Origin of the sequence: Ancylobacter defluvii (assembly GCF_018390605.1) — a bacterium.
GTDB classification, from domain to species: Bacteria; Pseudomonadota; Alphaproteobacteria; order Rhizobiales; family Xanthobacteraceae; genus Ancylobacter; species Ancylobacter defluvii.
This window is the reverse complement of the sequence record NZ_JAHBGD010000019.1, coordinates 166818-185644: the sequence shown is the minus strand read 5'-3', so window position 1 is coordinate 185644 and position 18827 is coordinate 166818. Positions and strand designations below refer to the sequence as shown.

Genomic DNA, 18827 nt, shown 5'->3' with positions numbered 1-18827 from the left:
CCAGTCTCCCGCGGCCCGAACCGCCGGGTCTGTCTGCCGGGTCGACAATCAAGATCCGTGCCGTCCGTCCAGCCTGTGTTCGTCCCTCGCGAGCCCGCAAATATCTTCGGCTCAATCTTTAGTGCTCAAATACCGGGAGGTCTAAACCGCGCTCCCCGCCAGTACCCGCTGCAATACCAGCGCATTGATAGCCTTGAAGCGCTCCATGGAGAGTTCCCCGAAAACCTCCGAACGCGGGCGCCCGGGAGGGAAGAGCGTATCGCGCTTGGGTGGGTTCTTCATCATGGCAAAAATCTGCGCATTCGCCTCCGCAAAACGATCCATGAACGCCGTCATCTCCGAGGCGGGAATCCAGTCCAGATCCGAGCGCCGCAGAAACTCGTCGGTATTTTGCCCAACATCCAACAGGACACGTGAAATCGAAGCCAATTGCTGCTTCGACAGCCCGGTCATGTTGAGCTGCCTCTTGAATTCCACAAGCTCAATAGGGAGGCTTTCGTTGAATTCCGCTATCTTGTCAATCTTGCCTATTTCGATACCAATGTGGCGGAAGAAATCGCGTATCAATTCCCCATTTTCGGCCAGATCCTCGAAAATAGCAATATCGACAATTTTAAAGTACTTTTTGAACAGATTGATCTGTTCGAGATACTGGAAATTGGGCAGCCGGGTCTTCAGGAAGCTACGGAAGTCCTGCTTCATGTGCCGGGCCTTGACGTTCTCCTGATACAGCGAGCGGGAAAAATCGTCCTGCCGCCGCAGCACGATCAGGATCTCCGGCTGCAACGGCGCGGTCACTTCCGCGAGCCGGGCGATATAGGCGTCGCGGGCGGCCCAGTATTCCGCGCTGTTCTTGGTCTTGGTGGGAATGAGGTGGCGATAGATCGGCTCGGCGCTGAGCAGGACGTGGCTGGCGTCGCCGGCGCCCTGCGCGATGGCAGCGATGAAGTCGTTGGCCTGTTCGAAGCTGAGGGTCGACAGCGTGCCGGCCACCGCATGGGAAAAATCGTGATGGGCGGGGTGCCGCTTCAGGCCGATCAGGTCATAGCCGGGGTACCACAGCCCGACCTCGCGCAATTGCTGCGCCCTGCGGTTGCCGAACTGCTGGATGGAGGTGGTCCCGGTCTTGTGGGTTCCCACGTGCAGAATTGTTCTCATGGCACGCACCAGAAACGGGGAAAGCTCACGTCGCGGTCAATGGGGTCGGCGGGTCGGAATTCCCTCGCTCGCCTTGCCGGAACGCGACGGAGCGGGAACGGAAAAGGACGTTCGCAAATCACCAAGGGCCAGCTGTGGGATGACGCCGATGTTTAGAGACCGGCGAGGCATCCTGCAAGCCGGGCCCGGCTTGGGGCGACCCTGTGGGGCTCGGGGCCGGGGGTGCCGAGGCCCGCGAACGGTGGGCTGGAAACCGACGATCCTGCCTCCGCGGGGACAAGCGCTCCGGCTGCTTGGTTCTGCCGCCGGCTGTTGCTATAGCTGGCAGCGGCTTGTGAGGAGTTGTTCATGCTGATTAAGGGTGATGTCAACGGCGTCCGGCCCACAGGTGAAATCTGGGGCTGGCTGCTCGATACTGATTCACCGGAAACAACGCTGATCGTTCGTATTTCGATCGCTGGCTATGAATTCGAAATTCCCGCCAACGTCCACCGTCCCGATCTTGCCAAGGGTTTCGGCGGTCACGGCAATCACGGCTTCGTCTTCGTTCCGCCGCCGTCCATTCCTCCCGGACAGCACGATGTCGAGGTGGCGGCCGCCATTGACGGCTCCATCGTGCCGCGCGGCCAGTTCGCCCTGAATGTCGGCGAGCGCGACGGGCGCCTGCGGGCGCGAATCACCACCTTCACCGCCGAGCGCGTCACCGGCTGGGCCTATGATTCCGAGGATCTCGCCCAGTCGCTGATCCTGCAGATGTTCGTCGACCATAAACCGGCAAAGGACGTCGCCTGCGACGTCGTGCGCAAGGATGTGGAAGGCCAGGTCGGCACCGCGCTGCGCGTGGGCTTCCACACCGGCCTGCCGCTCGAATTCTGGGACGGCGAGACCCATCGTCTGACGCTCAAGGAGAGCAAGTCGGGCCGCCTCATCCATGATGGCTGGCTGCGCACCGACAAGGCCCGCTTCATGGTCAAGGGCCGGCCCTGCTATGGCGAGGTCGCCGAGTTCGGCGCCTCCGGCGTCGTCGGCTGGGTGACGGATATGGGGCGCCCGTTGGTCGTCGAGCTGGAGATCGACGGCATACTGGTCGACCGGCAGGAGGCCGACCAGCCGGTGCAGCTCGATGCGCGGCGCAATGTCGGCTTCCGCTTCAATGCGCTGCCGGCCGGCATCTTCGACGATGCCGAGCACCGGTTTGCCGTCTATGTGCTGGCAGGCGAGCGGGTGGCGCTCGGCAGCAAAAAACTCAAGCTCGCCAAGGTCGATGCGCCGAGCCTGCTGGGCGAGGTGCGGCCGGCGGCCGAGGGCAAGCTCTCCGGCTGGGCGGTGGAGACTTCGGCACCCGACCTGCCGGTGGAACTCAGCCTGGTCATCGACGGCGCGGAGGTGCAGGCCGTCGCCACCCGTCCCGGCGGCGAGCCGCGCGGGCGGTTCGAGTTCAGCCTGCCGTCCACCGCGACCGCCGATTCCTGGCTGACGTCGCGGATCGAGATCGCCAATCTGGTGCGCGGGCTGACGCTGGCGCTCGATGGCCGGCATCCGGTCCGCGACAGCCTCGTCGCACGCCTCGAGCCGGGCGCCAATGGCGACACCGTGCTGGTGCTGACATCGGGCGCGCCGATCCCGCCGCGGGTGAAGGTGGAACTGCTCGAGGACCAGACGCCGCGTCACAGCCTTGAGCTCACGGTCGACGACAGCCCCTTCACCGCTCGCGCCCGCCTCGGCAAGCTCGATGCCGCCAAGGCGCTCTCCCGGCTGACCCATCTGCGCATCGGCGCGCATGCGGTGCCGCTCGCCGGCGCCCCCGGCGTCGCCGAGACGGCGTCCCCGGCGCAGGGTTCGCCCGGCCGGGTGCCGGCCGATGCGCTGCCGCTGCTCAGCCCGCGCGTGCGCCAGCGCCTGAGCGATCTCGCTCGCGGCGGCGCGGCGGCGGAAGGCGATACCGCCCGTCCGGACTTCGCCGGCGTCTGGCGGTTCACGCCGCCGGCCATCGTCGAGGGCTGGGCGGTGGACCTCGCCAATCCCGCCGATCCTCTGGAGATCGAGCTGCTGATCGACGGCTCGCCGGTGCTGCGCGGCTTTGCCAGCCAGCCGGTGCAGCCGCGCGAGGCGCAGTTCAAGTTCGAGCTGCCGGTCGGCTTCCGCTTCGATCTGTCGAGCCTCAACCTGCGCAAGGCCTCGCTAGCGCTGGTGGAGGCGCGGGTGGTCGGCGGCGGCGCGCTGGTGCCCGATCGGCCGCAGGTGGTGGACCTCGCCAGCATCCGAGTCACCGTCGGCCGCGTCAGCGAGATCGACAGCCTCGTCGTCGCCGGTCGCGTCACCGAAGCCTATCTCGTCGCCCGCTCGATCGCCCGCGGCGGCGGCCGCGCCGCCCTGCACCGCTTCCTGGCGCTGGATTTCGTGCTGCGCACCCGCTGGTACGACTATGAGGCCTTCCTCGCCGAGTGGAGCGAGGGCGCCTCGCGTTCCTTCGTCGTCGCGCTGCTGGATGCCTGGCGGCTGCGGGCGGTCGAGACGAAGGCCGACGAGACCGATCTCGCCGGCCGCGGCGACCTGCCGGCCGCCTATGCTCCGCTGCTGGCCGCTTCCGTGCCGGCGAAGCCGGTCGCGGCGGCCTCGGCCTTCGACGCCGTGGCGCTGTGGATGACGCTGGAACAGCTCCCGCCCGGCGATGAAGGCGGTCCGGCCTATGGCGACATCGCCATCGTGGTGCCGCGCGGCGATGTCGATGCGGACGAGCGTGCGCATCTCGTCGCCCTGGCCGGGCTCGGCTGCCGGGTAATCCCGGCCGCCGAGGCGCCGGCGCAGGATTCCGCCGCGCTCGCCGGTTTCATCGCGCAGTCGGCGAAGGGGTGCCGCTGCTTCGTGGTGCTGCGCGAGCCGCGCCACCTGCCGGTGCCGGCGCTCGGCTATTGGCCGCGCCTGCTCGCCGCCAGGGGGCCGGGCATCGGCGCCGTCATGCGGTTTTCCGGCGAAACGGCGGACGTGGTGTCGACGGGCAACCTGCCGCGCGAGCCCGACGGGGCGGTGCGGATCTGCGCCGACGCGGCTGCCGCTGCCGAGGCGTTGGTGGACGCGGTCCCGGCGCTGGCGGCGTCCTGGAGCGGGCCGGAGTTCCTCATCGGCACCGAGACCACGGTGGCGACGGCCTATGCCGATCCGAGCTGCGTCGTCATCCACGACCTCGGCCCGGATGCCGAGCTGGCGCTGCCGCCCGGTGCCCGGGTCATCGCCGCGCCGGACAGTGCCGCCTGGGCCGAACTGCTCGACGCCGGCCTGCCGGCCGCGACGCCGGTCATCTTCATGACGCGCGCCTTCGACTACCCGGCCGATTATGTCCGGCGCTGCCGGCGCGAGTTCCTCATGGCCGGCGAGCGCTCGGTGGTGACCAGCGCGCTGCGCTACAATCCCGCCCTCGGGGAGTTCACGCTCTCCGCCAATTCGGCGGTGCTGAGCGGCTTCCTCGGGCTGCGCGCGCGCGGCTGCTACCGGCTGTCGGACCTGATCGAGACGGCGCAGCGCTTCGCCGCGGACGACGCGGCCGGCATCGTGATGGCCACCACGCATCCCTTCCATCTGGTCGGCGAGGGCGATCCGGCGCTGGCGCTGGTCAATGACGCCGCCGCCAAGCCGCTATTACGGCACTTCGCGCAGTCGGTGACCGCGCGGGAAATGGGCTTTGCCGCCCATGTGCTGGAGAACTGGGCCGGGGCGGCCGAATCCGTCGGCATGTTCCAGCCGCCCGGTCCTGCGGCCGACGTCGCCCTCATCAACGCGCTCGGGCTTGGTCCCGAAGCGGGCACGGGCATCGCGCAGACGGCCGATATGTTCGCCCGCTTGCAGGGCTGCGCCCGTCGCGGCCATGTGGCGGCGGTAGAAAATTACCTGCGCGACGGCCTCGCCCGGCCGGCGGAACTGCTCTGCCTCGACGACGAGGCGATCCTCGGCCTGCTCGATTGCTGCAAGGTGGTTGGCTTGCAGGAGGTCGCCGGCCGGGCGCTCGGGCTGCATGTCGCGACGCTGGCGGCGCGCTCGCCGGATCTGGTGCTGCCGCTGTTCGAGGCGGCGGCGATGGCGTTGCCGCCGGCCGATCTTACGGCGGTGCTGATGGCGAGCGCCGCGGAGATCCTGCTGCAACCGCACGATCGGTCGGTGGCCCGGCTGGTTGCCGCCTGCGGGCGCTATGCCTCGGCACGCACCATGGCGCTGCTGGTCGGCATGATCGAGCGTTCGACCCATCGGGACCTCCTCGGCGATGCCGAGGTCGGGGCGATCATCGGCGCGGCGCTGGCGAGCGCCGATGCCGATCAGCCGGTGCTGGCGCATCGCGACGAGGAGGACGCGGCGGTGCGCTTCACGGCGCCGCTGCCGGATCGGCTGATCGCGGCGCTGCTCGCCGGCGACGCGGCGCGCTTCACCCGGCTGCTCAACCTGCATTTCGCCGAGCGCCGCGATACCGGCCAGCTGCTGGCGCAGCTGCGCACCTACACCTATGAGATCACCCGGCTGGGCATCGCCGCCGGGGCGGTGCGCTACCCGAGCGGCGCGCCGGCGGAGCAGATGCTGGCGCTTGCCGTGCTGCTCGACGACCGGGTCGCCATCCGCCATTTCGACGGCGCCGGCATTGAAAGCCTGGAATCGACTAACGACGCCAACGGCATCGTCGCCGCCAGCTATCATCGCAACATGAAGCCGCTGGAGCGGGCCCTGGCGCGCTGGGGGCTGGACTACGGCGTGGCGCCGCTGCCCTTCGCCGGCGAGACCATCGGCGAACTGTTCGAGGGCTTTTCCGCCCGGCCGCTGCCGCCGGCGGCGACCAGCGATCACGGCCGGATCAGCGTCATCGTCAGCGTCTACAATCCCGATCTGGCGCTGCTCGCCCCCGCCCTCGATTCGCTGACGCGCCAGACCTACCGGAACATCGAGATCATCCTCGTCGACGACGCCAGCGATCAGGTGCCGGCGGCGGCGATCGAGGAACTGGCGACCCGCGATCCGCGCATCGTGTTCCTGCGGCTGCCGCGCAATTCCGGCCCCTATGTCGCCCGCAACCGGGCGCTTGAGATCGCCAGCGGCGATTTCGTCGCCATTCACGACGGCGACGACTACGCGCATCCGCAGCGGCTGGAGGTGCAGGTCGGCACGCTGGCGCGCTCGCCGATCCTCAAACTGTGCACCACCGCGCATCTGCGCATCGACCGGCTGGCCCGCCTGCAGTTCGAGCACACGCTCGAGCTGCTCGGCGACGGCACCATGACCTCGATGTTCCGCCGCGAGGTGTTCGGGGTGATCGGCGGCTTCGCCCCGGTGCGCTCGCGCGGCGACGTCGAGTTCCGTGAACGCCTGGAGGCGGCCTATGGCGCGCATGCGCATGCGCATGTCGAGTGCCCGCTCACCTTCTGCTTCGCCACGCCCGCCAGCCTGTCCAACGCGGTCCACCGCACATTGCCGGGCTATCTCGCTTTGTTCCGCGATGCCTTCGCGCGGCGCGTCCGGGTGCCGGTTCTCGCCGGCCGCCGCGTCGACCCGACGCCGGACGGCGTGCCGATTCCCTGGCCGCTGCGGGCGGAAAACCTGCTGTCGTGAACGGCGGCGCTCGGCTTCGCCTTCCCGTTCAGCATGCCTCGGCTCGGAGTGAGAACATGGAAAAGGTCATCATTGGGCTCACCTCGATCCGGGCCCGCCAGGACAAGCTGCATCTGACGCTGGCGAGCCTGCTCCAGCAGGATTACCCGGATTTCGAGATCCGCGTCTTCACCTCGCGCGATCCCTATCTCTTGGACGAGGGCATCGAGGACATCCCGCCGGCCTGCCGCGAGCTGGCGGCGGACGGGCGGCTGAGATGGTTTCGGGTGCCCAATTCCGGGCCGTACCGCAAGCTGCTGCCCATCCTCGCCGATCCGCTGGCGCAGGAAGCGCTGATCGCCACCGCCGACGACGACACCATCTATCCGGCGCACTGGCTGTCGACGCTGGTGCACTATTATCGCCGGCACCGCTGCATCGTGGCGTTTCGCGGCCACCGCATGGTGAAGGGCGATGGCGGCTTCCTGCCCTATCGCTACTGGACCAGCCAGACCATCACCGACAATCCGAGCGTGTTCCTGCTGCCGACCGGCAAGGACGGCGTGCTCTATCACCCGTCCTTCTTCCATCCCGCGGTGCTCGACATGATCACCGCGATGAAGGCCGCCCCGACGGCGGACGATCTCTGGTTCAAGTGGCACAGCGCGGTCAATGGCGTGCCGGTCTATGTGGTGCATCCCGACTACCGGCTGGCGAGCCTGCCGGACACCAATGAGGGCGCCTCGCTGTTCCGCGATTTCAACGACGGCGGCGCCAATGACGGCGCCATCGCCGCGCTGGAGAAATATGCCGACGGCAAGCTCGGCATGACGCTGGCGCGGCTCTAGCCGCCTCCCGCTATCCCGCCGTGGATCAGGCATCCGCTCGGCGGAAAGCCCGGCGGGAGCCGAGGGTCAGAGCGAGGCGATCCGTGCCGGCGCGATGCGGGCGGCATCGTCGCAGGGCGGTTCGGACAGGTCGCCCGACACTTGAAGGGCCGGATGTGCCGGGCCGGCCGCCATCACCATCGGCGTAGCAGGCGACGCCTCCGTGGCGGCCGCCGCCGAGACGACCATCTGGTTGTAGGAGCAGATCGCCTGCGAGATCGAGGCGACGCCGGAGAGCAGCAGCCCTATCGCCAGGCAGGCCACGAAGCGCGCGCCGAGATCCACCGTGGCGGCGCGCGCCTTTACAGGACGCGGCGGGCTGAGTTCGATCCGATCGATCGTCAAATTTTCGGTATGCATGAGCGGTATTCCGTCCTGATCCTGATCCGTTGACCGGGATCATAGAGGAAGTGCCGCTGGGTCATTAGTCGGTCCAGATGGCATGGACCTATATCTGCCACTCATGAATGCGTATCCAGATCATGACCTCGCATTCATGTTACCGGAGGCACCGGCGCTTTCCGTCGGTCCGCATGCGGGGCGATGCCGGGCCCGGGCTGCAAGCGTGCCGTGCGCGCTCGCAAAAGCGGCGGTTCCGGAAGACGGCGGTAACGCCCATGTTCCAGAGTGGCAGGCGTCTTCCAGAGTGGCGGGCATCGCCCGCTCCGGTCGTCGGCGCCATGGAACGCGATCCGCGCCGGGCCGTTAACCGGTATGGATCGAAGGAGGCCGATCCCATGACGAATCCCCTGTCGAACATCTCGCTTTTCCATGCCGACCGCCCGCGGGAGGATATCCAGCGCGGTCGCGGCGGCAGCAGCGTGCCGTCACCTAAGCGCCCTGCCGTGCCGCCCGGTGCCGACGAGGCGGCGGGCTATAAGCTGGACCTCACTCCCGCGCCCCCGAGCGTTCACTACGCTCCTCGCGGCGCCGACACGCCGCTGCCGCTGGTCGTCCGCGTGCTCCTCTGGCTGGCCGCGATTATCGTGCTCGGCGGCCTCGTCGTCGCCTGGATCAATTGAGGCAGGCCGCGATGGCTCGGCAAAATTTCTGGAAAGGTTATCTCAAGCTGTCGCTGGTTACCTGCGCCGTCACCATGGCGCCGGCGACGAGCGAGGGCGAGAAGATCCGCTTCCACACCCTCAACCGCGCCACCGGCAATCGCGTCGAGGCGCGGGCCGTCGATGCCGAGACCGGGCGGGCGGTGCGCGAGGAGGACGAGGTGAAGGGCTACGAGCTCGAGCCCGGCCGCACCGTGCTGATGGAGGAGGACGAGCTCGACGCGGTGGCGCTGGAGAGCACCCGCACCATCGACATCGACATGTTCGTGCCGGCGGAATCGGTCGCCTCGATCTGGTACGACAAGCCGCATTTCCTCACCCCGGCCGACAAGGTCGGCGCCGAGGCCTTCTCGGTGATCCGCGAGGCGATGGCGGCGTCGAAGATGAACGGCATCGCCCGGCTGGTGCTGTATCGCCGGGAGCGGGCAGTGCTGCTGGAGCCGCGCGAGCGCGGCATCGTGCTGTGGACGCTGCATTATGGCGACGAGGTGCGCCCGGCCGCCGACTATTTCGGTGCGGCCCCCTCCGGCAAGCCGGACGCCGCGGCGCTGAAGCTGATCGGCGAACTGGTGGCGGCCCGCACGCGCGCATGGGACCCCGCGATGCTGCGCGACCCGGTGCAGGAAAATCTGCGCAAGCTGATCAATGCCCGCAAGCGCAAGCGTCCGGCGGCGGCGAAGAAGGCTTCCGAACCGGCGCCGGAGGCGAGTGGAGGCAATGTCGTCAGCATCACCGAGGCGCTGAAGCGCAGCCTCGCCGCCGAAAAGGCGACGCGGCGCAGCTAGCCCGTCGGTCGTCGTCGGACGGTGTCAGGGCTTCCGCTTGCTTGCCGGCAACGGCACGGCCGCGACGCGAAAATCCTCCCACGGATCGGCGGAGCGCTCGGCAAGCCGCGCCGGGCCGTTCGCGATGGTGAACTGCGCGGCGCCGGCGAGCCGGTCGAGCTCCTCCCAGGCGACCGGCATCGAGACCGCCGCCCCCGGCCGGGCGCGGGAGGAGTAGGGCGCGACGGCGGTGGCCCCGCGCGCATTGCGCAGATAGTCGATGAAGATCCGCCCGTTGCGTTTGGCCTTGGTCGCCACCGAAACGAAGTCCTCCGGCTGTTCCGCCGCCATCGCATCGGCGAGCGTCTTGGCATAGGCCTTGGCCGCCGGCCAGCCTGCCTTGGGCGCCAGCGGCGTCACCACATGCAGCCCCTTGCCGCCGGAAGTCTTCACCAGCGCCGTCAGCCCGTCGGCTTCCAGCCTGTCGCGCACCGCCCGCGCGGCGGCAACCATCTGCGCCCACCCCACCCCGTCGCCGGGATCGAGGTCGAAGATCAGCATGTCCGGCTTCTCCAGCCCGCCGAGCGGCGCCCCCCAGGGGTGGATCTCCAGCGTGCCGGCCTGCACCAGCGCGATCAGTCCGTCGAGGTCGCGGATGCTGAGCAGGGGCTCGCCGCCCTTGTCCTTGGGGTCGGGTACCTGGCGGATCGCCTTGTTGATGCCGCGCCAGGCGTGCTTCTGGAAGAAGCAGGCCTCCGTGATGCCGTCCGGGCAGCGCAGCAGCGCCAGCGGCCGCGCCACCACGAAGGGGGCGATGAAGCGCCAGATCTGCGCGTAGTAATCCGCCAGCCCCTGTTTGGTGACGCCGTCTTCCGGCCAGTACAGCCGGTCGGGGTGGGTGAGCGTCACCGTGGACGCCGGCATCGGCCTGTCGGCCATTGGCTTGCCTCCCATCGGCTCGCTTCCCGTGCCGGCCTGTTCCCGCACCACCTCGGCGGCCGGCTTGTCGTCGCGCAGCCCGCGATAGGAAGCATGGCGCAGATGCTGCTCGCCGGTCCAGCCGCGGAACTCCACCTCCGCCACCAGCGACGGCTCGACGAACACCACGCCCCGCTTTTCCTGGGCCGACAGCCGCTCGGCGAAGGCGCTGTCGTCGCGGATCAGCGGCTGCAGGAGGCGGAACAGTTCCTCGGCCATGCGGGCGGAATAGCCGGTGCCGACCCGCCCGACATGGCGCAGCCGGCCATCCTCGAACACGCCGAGCACCAGCGAGCCGATGGCATGGGCGGAGACGGAGGACCGCACATAGCCGCCGATGACGAATTCCTGCCGCTCGGCGCATTTCGATTTCAGCCAGTCCTTGGAGCGGCCGGAACGGTAGCGGCCGTCGCGGCGCTTGGAGACCAGTCCTTCGAGGCTCAGCCGGCAGGCATGGCGCAGCATGGTGGCGCCGTCTTCCTCGAAATGCTCGTTGAAGCGCAGCGGCAGGGATCCGTCGTCGCCGGCCTTGGCGAGCAGTTCCTGCAACGCCACCTTGCGCACGATCAGCGTCTCGGCGGTGAGGTCGCGCCCGTCGAGATGCAGGAGGTCGAACGCGTAGAAGCGCATCCGGTCGCTGCGCCCCTCCGAGAGGTCCTGCTGCAGCGCCGAAAAGCTGGAGGCGCCCGATCCGGTCTCCACCACCACCTCGCCGTCGATCAGCGCCGTCTCCGCCGGCAATCGCGCCAGAGCGGTCACCAGCTCCGGCCCGAAGCGCCCGGTCCAGTCGAGCCCGCTGCGGGTCAGCAGCCGGACCTCGCCGTGGTCGATCCGCGCCTCGAGCCGGTAGCCGTCGAACTTGATCTCGTGCACCCAGCCCGCGCCGCCCGGCGCCTTGGCCACCAGCGTCGCCAGCGCCGGCGCCACGAAGTCGGGCAACGGTACAGCGGCGGCGCTTTTCCGCCCCGTCCGGCTCGTTGCCGTCTTACCCACCGCCGCATTTCCCGCCGTCTTGGCCCCGTCCTTCGGCGCCGGCTGGGCGGGCGCGGCCGGCGGATCGGGCTTCAGCCGCCCCGTCCTGGACGACCAGCCCGGCATCTCCCCGGCGATGGCGTCGAGGTCGCGGCCGGTCTTCACCGATTCCGGGCGTTCCTCGAGAATGTCCGGCGCTCCGGCATCGCGGGCGGCTTCGTCCTCGCCCTTGATCAGCAGCCAGTTGTCCCGGCTCTCGCCGGTTTTGCGCGGCATGCGCACCAGGTGCCAGTGCCCGTGCAGCTTCTCGCCGTCGATGCTGAATTCGAGGTGGCCCTTCTTCAGCCCCTTATGCGGGTCGCCGACCGGCTCCCATGTGCCGGTGTCCCACAACAGCACGGTGCCGCCGCCATATTCGCCCTTAGGAATGGTGCCCTCGAAGCTGCCATAGTCGAGCGGGTGGTCCTCCACCTCCACCGCGAGGCGTTTGTCGCCGGGCACGAGGCTCGGTCCGCGCGTCACCGCCCAGCTCTTCAGCACGCCGTCGAGTTCGAGTCGGAGGTCGTAATGCAGCCGGCGGGCGGCGTGCTTCTGGATGAGGTAGCTGTGGCCGGTGCGGCGCGCGGCGCGCCCGCGCGGCTCGGGGGTGGCGTCGAAATTGCGCTTGCGGCGATAGGTGTCGAGGGCCATGGCGCGCCTAGCTCGCTTTCCTGCGCGGTGGGCCGCCGCTCGCCTTGGCGCGGGCGGCGGGCGCGCGCGGCGCGGCGCGCTTGCCCGGTTTGGCCGCGGGTTCGGAGGCCGCCTCGGAGGCCGCCTCCATGCCGGCGCTGCGGCGCAACGCCTCCATCAGGCTCACCACCTTCTCCGGCTTCCTCGCCTTGGGCGGCTTCACCGTGCGCCCGGCCGCCTTGGCCTGCACCAGCTCCACCACCGCCGCCTCGTAGCGGTCGTCGAAGCCGGCGGGGTCGAAGCGTCCCTGCTTGGTGGCGATGATGTGCCGGGCGAGGTCGAGCATCTCCTTGTCGATGCGGACCGGCGCGATGTCGGCGAAGGCCTCGGCGGCGGCGCGCACCTCATAGTCGAAATTCAGCAGCGTCGCGGTCAACCCGTCCTCATGGGCGCGGACCAGCACGGTGCGGACCCGCCGGAACAGCACCGCGCCGGCCAGCGCCGCGACGTTGCGGCGCTTCAGCGTCTCGCGCAGCAGGCCATAGCCCTCCGCCGCCTCCGGGCCGGCAGGGGCGAGATAATAGGGACGGTCGGAATAGAGGTCGTCGATCTCGGCGCAGGCAATGAAGGCGTTCACCGCCAGCGCCTTGTCGCCCTCGGGCACCGTGGCGGCGATCTCCTCCGGCTCGAACACCACATAGCTGTCGGGCTCGACCTCGTAGCCCTTCACCTGGTCGTCGCGCGCGACCTCCTTGCCGGTGTCGCGATCGACGAAGATACGGCGCAGGCGGTTGCCGGTCTTGCGGTTGAAGCCGTGGAAGCTCACCCGCTCGGCGGTCGACACCGCCGTGTAGAGCGCGACCGGAAAGCTGAGCTCGCCGATCCGCAGATAGCCCTTCCACACAGCCCGGGGCGCCATAGGCGGCTCTCCTGCACGGTCCTCGCGATCCTCAACGTGAGGATCGCGCCGGTGTTCCGGGAGAGTTTGCGGAATCGCCGCCCGGCGGCAGGATTCAGCCGAAGGCGCGGAAGCGCACCAGTCCGTCGCGTTGCAGCTGATCGGTGATGACGTCGCCCCAGCGCACATAGGCGTCGAGCGACACCCGCCGTTCCTCCAGCGTCGGCGCCGGCGCCAGCGCCTCCTCCGCCAGCAGCGCCGGCTGGTCGAGGCCGGTCCGGTGCCGCAGGCCGGCGGCGACCCAGGCATCGGTGCCGCCGTCGAGCGCCACCACGCGGCGCGCCGTCCGCTTCTCCAGCTCCGAGGCGGCCAGAGCGGCGAGCCGCCCGTCGGCCGAGGTCAGGATGATCGCTCCGGTGCCGGGTACCTGGGCGACGCCGCTGGCCAGCGTCGAGCGGCGGGCGATGAAGGAGCCCGGCACATAGCGGCGGGGACGGAAATAGGGTGGGGCCGGCTCGACATCGAGCACCACCGCGCCGTCCTGGATCAGCGCGTCGGCCTGCTGCGGCGACACCCCGGCGACCACCGGCTCGCCGCCGGCGATGCGGGGCGCCGCAACGCCGGCTTCCGTCAGCGCTGCGGCCGGCGCGGCATGGACGAAGACGTGCTCGAAGCCGAGCTGGATCAGCCAGGAGGCGGTCAGCGTCGCCCGCACCCCGTCGGCGTCGTCGACGAGCACGATCCGGCCATCGCGGGTGCCGACGAAGCTGTCGGTGGTCTGCACCAGCTGCCCGCCGGGGGCGGAGGTCGCGCCGGGCAGATGGCCGGCGGCGTATTCTTCCGGCGTGCGGATGTCGAACAGATGCAGCGTATGGCTGCCGGCCTCGGCACGCAGCGCCGCCAGTTCGTCGGCATCGATGCGCCGCACGCCGAAGCGCTCCGCTACCCGTGCGGCGGCCTGCTTCGCCCGTTCGAGCCCCTCGGGGCTGGGCGGCGGCAGCCGGGTGTCGGCGCCCTTTGCCGGCTCCAGCCCGGCGAGGAGCCAGGCGGCGGTGCCGTTCTCCAGCGAGACCACCGGGTTGGGGAAGCCGGCATTCAGCAGCGCCTGCGCGCCGATGATGGCGCGCGTGCGGCCGGCGCAATTGATCACCACCGGGGTATCGGGAGATGGAACGGCGTCGAAGATGCGGTAGAGCAGTTCGACGCCGGGAGCCGCCACGCCGCCGGGAATGCTGATGTGGTGAAATTCCTCGATCGGCCGCGTGTCCAGCACCACCACCCCGCCATCCTCGATCCGCTGCCGCAGCTCGGTCGCGGAAATCCGCGGCGTGTGGTAGCGCCGCTCGACGAACTCGCCGAGCGCCTTGCTGAGCGAATATTGCCCGGTGATCAGCTCGAATCCGGCGGCCTGCCAGCCCGCGAGCCCGCCTGCCAGCAGTCGGACATTGGAATAGCCGATCTGCGCCAGCCGGCGGGCGGCGCGCTCGCCGATCTCGCCGCCATCGTCATCGGTGACGACCAGCCGGATCGACCGGCGCGGCAGCAGCGCTTCCACCTTCAGCTCGATCTCGCTCAGCGGCAGCGGCACCGCCACCGAGACGTGCCCGGCCTCGAAGCGCCCGCCTTCGCGCACGTCGACCACCGCGACTTCCTCCGGGCCGAGCACCGCAGCGCGCAGCTCCTCGGCGGAAATCGCGGACACGGGGGCATCGCCCGCAGCGGCGAAGGCGGCGGTGGTGGCATGGACGGTCATGGCGGTCTCCGGGCTGATCGAGGTGGCGTTCGCCTCCCTCGCGCAGGGCGAGGAAGGCAACGATCAGCCTAGGAGCGGAAAAGCGGAGGCGTTTTCGGTCCTTGCGTCCGGATTTGGATCAGCCCGCCGAATGGGCGCGGGGAGAGAGACGATTTTTCTCCCGGCGCCGGGGCAGGCTGGTGGCGACACCAACGCAGCGGAGGAGCGGGTGAAGGCGACGGTCGGAAAATGTCTGCAGCACCAGCGCCTGGCGGGTTGGGCTGCGGCGCTCATGCTGCTGGCGGCGAGTGCGGTGGCCGGGTCGGCAGCGCCGGCGCCGCTGCGGATCGGCGTCGCCCATGTGCCGCCCAAGGCCGACGTGCCGGCGGCGCGGCTCTACACGCAGGACGGCTTCGATCTGGAACTCGCCGCCGAGATCGGCCGCCGCCTCGGCCGCAAGGTCGAGCTGGTCGACATTGGCGACCAGGCGGCGGAAGCGCTCGCCGCCGGCCGCATCGACCTCGCCGTGGCGCCGCAGGACGGGGCGCTTCCCTCGGGCGTCGAGCTGCTGCCCAGCGGCTACCAGTCCGGCCTGTCGGTGGCGATGCGCACCGATACCGATATCCGTTCCTGGGAGGGGCTCGCCGGCCGCAAGGTGTGCGTGGTCGCCTCCAATGATCGCGCCCGCCGCCTGGTGCGCGCCGTCGGCGGGCAGGAAGTTGTCCAGCCGGTGCCGGCGCTCGCCTTGATGCAGGTGCGCACCGGCGAATGCGACGCCGCCATCCATGACGAGGTGGTGCTGCGTCGTCTGTTTGGAGAAGCCGAATGGAAGAAATTTTCTGCCACCCTGCCAGCGCGCGATTCTACACCGCTGGTCGTGGCGCTGCCGGCCGACGGCACCCGGCCGGGCAGCCAGGCGCCGCCGGCCGAGGCGCTGCGCTCGACGCTGGCCGCGCTCGCCGATTCCCGCTTCTGGGATCGGAAGACCGGCGAATGGGCGACGAATGTCGCGCTGGAGGTCTATCTGGAGCAGGACGCGCCGGACTGTCACTGATCAAGGCGCTGCTCCCGCTCCTTGCCCTGTTCCTGGCGCTCGCCTCTCCCGGCGAGGCGCAAGAGGCGCCCTCGCGCTTCACCTTGACCACTCATGACGGCAAGCGTCTCGACGAGAGCGCGCTGCGCGGCCGGCCCTATGTGCTGTTCTTCGGCTTCACCTCCTGCCCGGAGGTTTGCCCGACCGCGCTCTACGAGCTGTCGCAGGTGCTGGCTGAGCTTGGGCCGGAGGCGGATCGGCTGAGGGTGCTGTTCGTCACCGTCGATCCGGCGCGCGATAATCCGGAGCAGCTTGCCGCCTATCTCGGCGCCTTCGATCCACGCATCACCGGCCTCCATGGTAGCGAGGCGGAGACGACGGCGGCGGCCGCATCCTTCAAGGCGACCTATCGCCGGGTGCCGCAGCCGGATGGCGGCTACACCATGGAGCACACCGCCGTGCTGTTCCTGGTCGATGCCCAGGGCCGGATCGCCGACGCCATCGACTATCGCGCCCCGCACGAGGCGCAGCTGGCGCGGCTGCGGCGGTTGCTCGGCACCTCGTGAGGCGGCTCTGCCGGGCACGGGCGGCCGCGCTGCTGCTCGGGCTCGCCGGCGCCGCCATGGCAGGCAGCCGCAGCGCGGATGTTCCTGAAGCCGCGTCGCTGCGTGCGCTCTATGCCCGCCCGCCGGCGCAATGGCCGGCCCCCGAGCTGGAGCCGGGCGCCAATTTCGTCGCCTTCGGCGTGCCGGCGCCGCTGCCGCCGCCAGATCCGGCGCTCGCCCGGCTCGGCGCGACGCTGTTCGGCGATCCGCGGCTCTCCGCCTCCGGGGCGATGAGCTGCGCGAGCTGCCACGATCCCTCCCATAGCTTCGCCGATCCGCGCCCGTTGTGGCCGGCGGCCACCGCCGCCCCTCCGCGCGATGCCCCCTCGCTGCTCGGCGTCGCCCGCTATGCGGGCTTCGGCTGGGAGGGGATGGAGCGCTCGCTCGCCGCCCAGTCGCTGCGCCCGCTGACGCAGCGCGACGAGATGGCCAATGCCGATGCCGCCGTCGTCGCGGTCCGGGTGGCCGGGCTGGCGGAGTATCGCCCGCTCGTCGCCGCCACCTTTGGCGAGGGCGCGATCGACGCCGGCCGTCTCGGCGCCGCGCTCGCCGCCTATCTCGGCGGCCTCGACGCGCCGACCCGCTTCGAGGCTTTCCTCGGCGGTGACTATGGCAGCCTCGGCGACGAGGAGATCCGCGGCCTGCATCTGTTCCGCACCAAGGCCGGCTGCGCCAATTGCCATTCCGGCCCCACGCTCGCCGATGGCGGCGCGCATAATCTCGGCCTGTCGGCCTTCGGTGAGCCGCGCGAGGATCTCGGCCGCTTCCGCCTCACCGGCGAGGTGCAGGATGCCGGCCGCTTCCGCACCCCCAGCCTGCGCCATGTCGGCCGCACCGCGCCCTATATGCATAACGGCCTGTTCCCCAGCCTCGAAGGCGTGGTGAACCTCTATGCCCGTGGCGGCGGCGAAGTCTGGGTGCGCAACGAGGCGGAAGCCCGACATCCGCTCCACGCCGAGGCGGCCCGTCGCGACACGCTGCTGCGCCCGCGCGACCTCGACGCGACCGAGCGCGCCGCCCTCGTCGCCTTTTTGCGTGCGCTATAGTAGATAAAATTGATAGAATATATTGACAATGGCGGCGCCCGATGGCGAGCTATGTCGACACGCGCCCTCGGGGGCCGCCAATCGTCTCACAGGGTGAAGTGCCATGAGCCAGCGCCGCCAATTGTCGCTTAACTTCTTCGTCTATCCCGGCGGCCATCACGAGGCCGCCTGGCGCTACAAGGGCACGGACATCAGCCGGCTCAACGACATCGCCTATTACCAGGACCTCGCCAAACGCGCCGAGGCCGCCACCATCGATTCGCTGTTCTTCGCCGATGGCCCGGTGCTCGCCGACAATATCCGCTACGCCGCCCGCTACCGGGTCGAGCCCATCACCTGGCTGGCCGCCATCGGCGCGGTGACCAGCCATATCGGGCTGATCGCCACCGCCTCCACCACCTATAACGAGCCCTACAACCTCGCCCGGCTGTTCGCCTCGCTGGATCATCTGAGCGGCGGCCGCGCCGGCTGGAACATCGTCACCACCTCGCAGGCCGCCGCTTCGCAGAATTTCGGCCTCGCAGAGCATCCGGTGCATGCCGAGCGCTATGAGCGGAGCCGGGAATTCGTCGAGGTGGTCACCAAGCTGTGGGACAGCTGGGAGGACGAGGCCGTGGTCGCCGACCAGGCGAGCGGACTGTTCGCCGACACCGCCCGCATCCACCCCATCGAGCATGTCGGCAAGCATTTCCGGGTGAAGGGCGCGCTCAACGCGCCGCGCACGCCGCAGGGACGCCCGGTCTATGTCCAGGCCGGCTCTTCCGAGGATGGCCGCTCCTTCGCCGCCCACTATGCCGAGGCGATCTTCACCGCGCACCAGACGCTCGGCAGCGCGCAGGCCTTCTATGCCGACATCAAGGCGCGCGCGAGCGCGCTCGGCCGCCGTCCCGAGCACATCAAGGTGCTGCCCGGCCTCAGCCCCTTCATCGGCTCGACCGAGGCGGAGGCGAAGGCGCTGGAGGACGAGTTCAACGAGCTGATCCAGCCGGAATATTCGCTGCACCAGCTGCTGCGCATGACCGGCATCGACCTGTCGGGCTACGATCTCGACGGCCCGTTCCCGCGCCATCTGCTCGATATCGACGGCACCATCGGCGCGGCGAGCCGCTTCCAGCTCATCGTCGGCATTCTCGACCGCGAGAACCCGACCATCCGCCAGCTGATCAACCGCCTCGCCGGAGGGCGCGGCCACTTCGTTCTCGCCGGCACGCCGGAGCGCATCGCCGATGAGATCCAGCAATGGTTCGAGAACGGCGCGGCGGACGGCTTCAACATCATGCCGCCCTGGCTGACCGGCGGGTTCGACGCGTTCGCCGACGAAGTGGTGCCGCTGCTGCGCCGGCGCAGTCTGTTCCGCACCGAATATCGCGGCCGCACCCTGCGCGACCATTACGGCCTGCCGCGTCCCGACAGCCGCTTCGCCGGCGATCATCTGCGCGCCAGCGCCTGAACGGCCGCT

Annotated in this window: 13 protein-coding genes; 8 read left to right on the top strand and 5 right to left on the bottom strand. The window is 69.6% G+C overall.

The window, feature by feature from the left end; genetic code table 11:
• Window positions 1-141: 141 nt before the first annotated feature.
• Window positions 142-1158 (bottom strand): hypothetical protein, encoded by a 1017-nt coding sequence (locus KHC24_RS14980; protein WP_213364112.1) that lies wholly within the window; start codon window positions 1156-1158, stop codon window positions 142-144.
• Window positions 1159-1506: 348 nt separating this feature from the next.
• Here KHC24_RS14980 and KHC24_RS14975 point away from each other — a divergent pair, with 348 nt between their 5' ends.
• Together KHC24_RS14975 and KHC24_RS14970 are read left to right on the top strand one after the other, a co-directional pair.
• Window positions 1507-6744 carry a glycosyltransferase family 2 protein gene (locus KHC24_RS14975; protein ID WP_213364111.1) on the top strand — a complete coding sequence of 1746 codons (5238 nt, stop codon included), beginning with the start codon at window positions 1507-1509 and terminating at the stop codon, window positions 6742-6744.
• A 56-nt stretch (window positions 6745-6800) separates the two neighbouring features.
• Window positions 6801-7571: a glycosyltransferase family A protein gene (locus KHC24_RS14970; RefSeq protein WP_213364110.1), complete on the top strand. Its 771-nt coding sequence runs from the start codon at window positions 6801-6803 to the stop codon at window positions 7569-7571.
• Window positions 7572-7637: 66 nt separating this feature from the next.
• On the opposite strand, the gene KHC24_RS14965 is transcribed toward KHC24_RS14970, so the two are convergent.
• On the bottom strand, window positions 7638-7970 hold the full coding sequence (locus KHC24_RS14965; protein WP_213364109.1) for a hypothetical protein: 333 nt from the start codon (window positions 7968-7970) through the stop codon (window positions 7638-7640).
• A 377-nt stretch (window positions 7971-8347) separates the two neighbouring features.
• Between KHC24_RS14965 and KHC24_RS14960 the strand changes: the two genes are divergently transcribed.
• Together KHC24_RS14960 and ku (KHC24_RS14955) are read left to right on the top strand one after the other, a co-directional pair.
• Window positions 8348-8632, top strand: coding sequence for a hypothetical protein (locus tag KHC24_RS14960; protein ID WP_213364108.1), 285 nt, complete (start codon window positions 8348-8350; stop codon window positions 8630-8632).
• Window positions 8633-8643: 11 nt separating this feature from the next.
• Window positions 8644-9456, top strand: a complete 813-nt coding sequence (ku, locus tag KHC24_RS14955) for a non-homologous end joining protein Ku (protein ID WP_213364107.1) — start codon at window positions 8644-8646, stop codon at window positions 9454-9456.
• Between the two features lie 24 nt (window positions 9457-9480).
• On the opposite strand, the gene ligD is transcribed toward ku (KHC24_RS14955), so the two are convergent.
• From ligD to KHC24_RS14940, 3 genes are all read right to left on the bottom strand, one after another.
• A complete protein-coding gene (ligD, locus tag KHC24_RS14950) occupies window positions 9481-12075 on the bottom strand; it encodes a DNA ligase D (protein ID WP_213364106.1) in 2595 nt (864 codons plus the stop codon).
• 7 nt (window positions 12076-12082) lie between these two features.
• Window positions 12083-12973: a non-homologous end joining protein Ku gene (gene ku, locus KHC24_RS14945; RefSeq protein WP_213364105.1), complete on the bottom strand. Its 891-nt coding sequence runs from the start codon at window positions 12971-12973 to the stop codon at window positions 12083-12085.
• Window positions 12974-13067: 94 nt separating this feature from the next.
• The gene (locus tag KHC24_RS14940; protein ID WP_213364104.1) at window positions 13068-14705 is read right to left on the bottom strand and encodes a rhodanese-like domain-containing protein; all 1638 of its coding nucleotides are present in this window, start codon (window positions 14703-14705) and stop codon (window positions 13068-13070) included.
• Window positions 14706-14835: 130 nt separating this feature from the next.
• Here KHC24_RS14940 and KHC24_RS14935 point away from each other — a divergent pair, with 130 nt between their 5' ends.
• From KHC24_RS14935 to KHC24_RS14920, 4 genes are all read left to right on the top strand, one after another.
• The gene (locus KHC24_RS14935; protein ID WP_213364103.1) at window positions 14836-15738 is read left to right on the top strand and encodes a type 2 periplasmic-binding domain-containing protein; all 903 of its coding nucleotides are present in this window, start codon (window positions 14836-14838) and stop codon (window positions 15736-15738) included.
• Window positions 15678-16283, top strand: coding sequence for an SCO family protein (locus KHC24_RS14930; protein ID WP_213364102.1), 606 nt, complete (start codon window positions 15678-15680; stop codon window positions 16281-16283). Before KHC24_RS14935 ends, KHC24_RS14930 begins: the two co-directional genes overlap by 61 nt.
• Window positions 16280-17368, top strand: a complete 1089-nt coding sequence (locus tag KHC24_RS14925) for a cytochrome-c peroxidase (protein WP_271180565.1) — start codon at window positions 16280-16282, stop codon at window positions 17366-17368. Before KHC24_RS14930 ends, KHC24_RS14925 begins: the two co-directional genes overlap by 4 nt.
• Window positions 17369-17471: 103 nt before the next feature.
• On the top strand, window positions 17472-18818 hold the full coding sequence (locus KHC24_RS14920; protein WP_213364101.1) for an LLM class flavin-dependent oxidoreductase: 1347 nt from the start codon (window positions 17472-17474) through the stop codon (window positions 18816-18818).
• Window positions 18819-18827 lie beyond the last annotated feature (9 nt).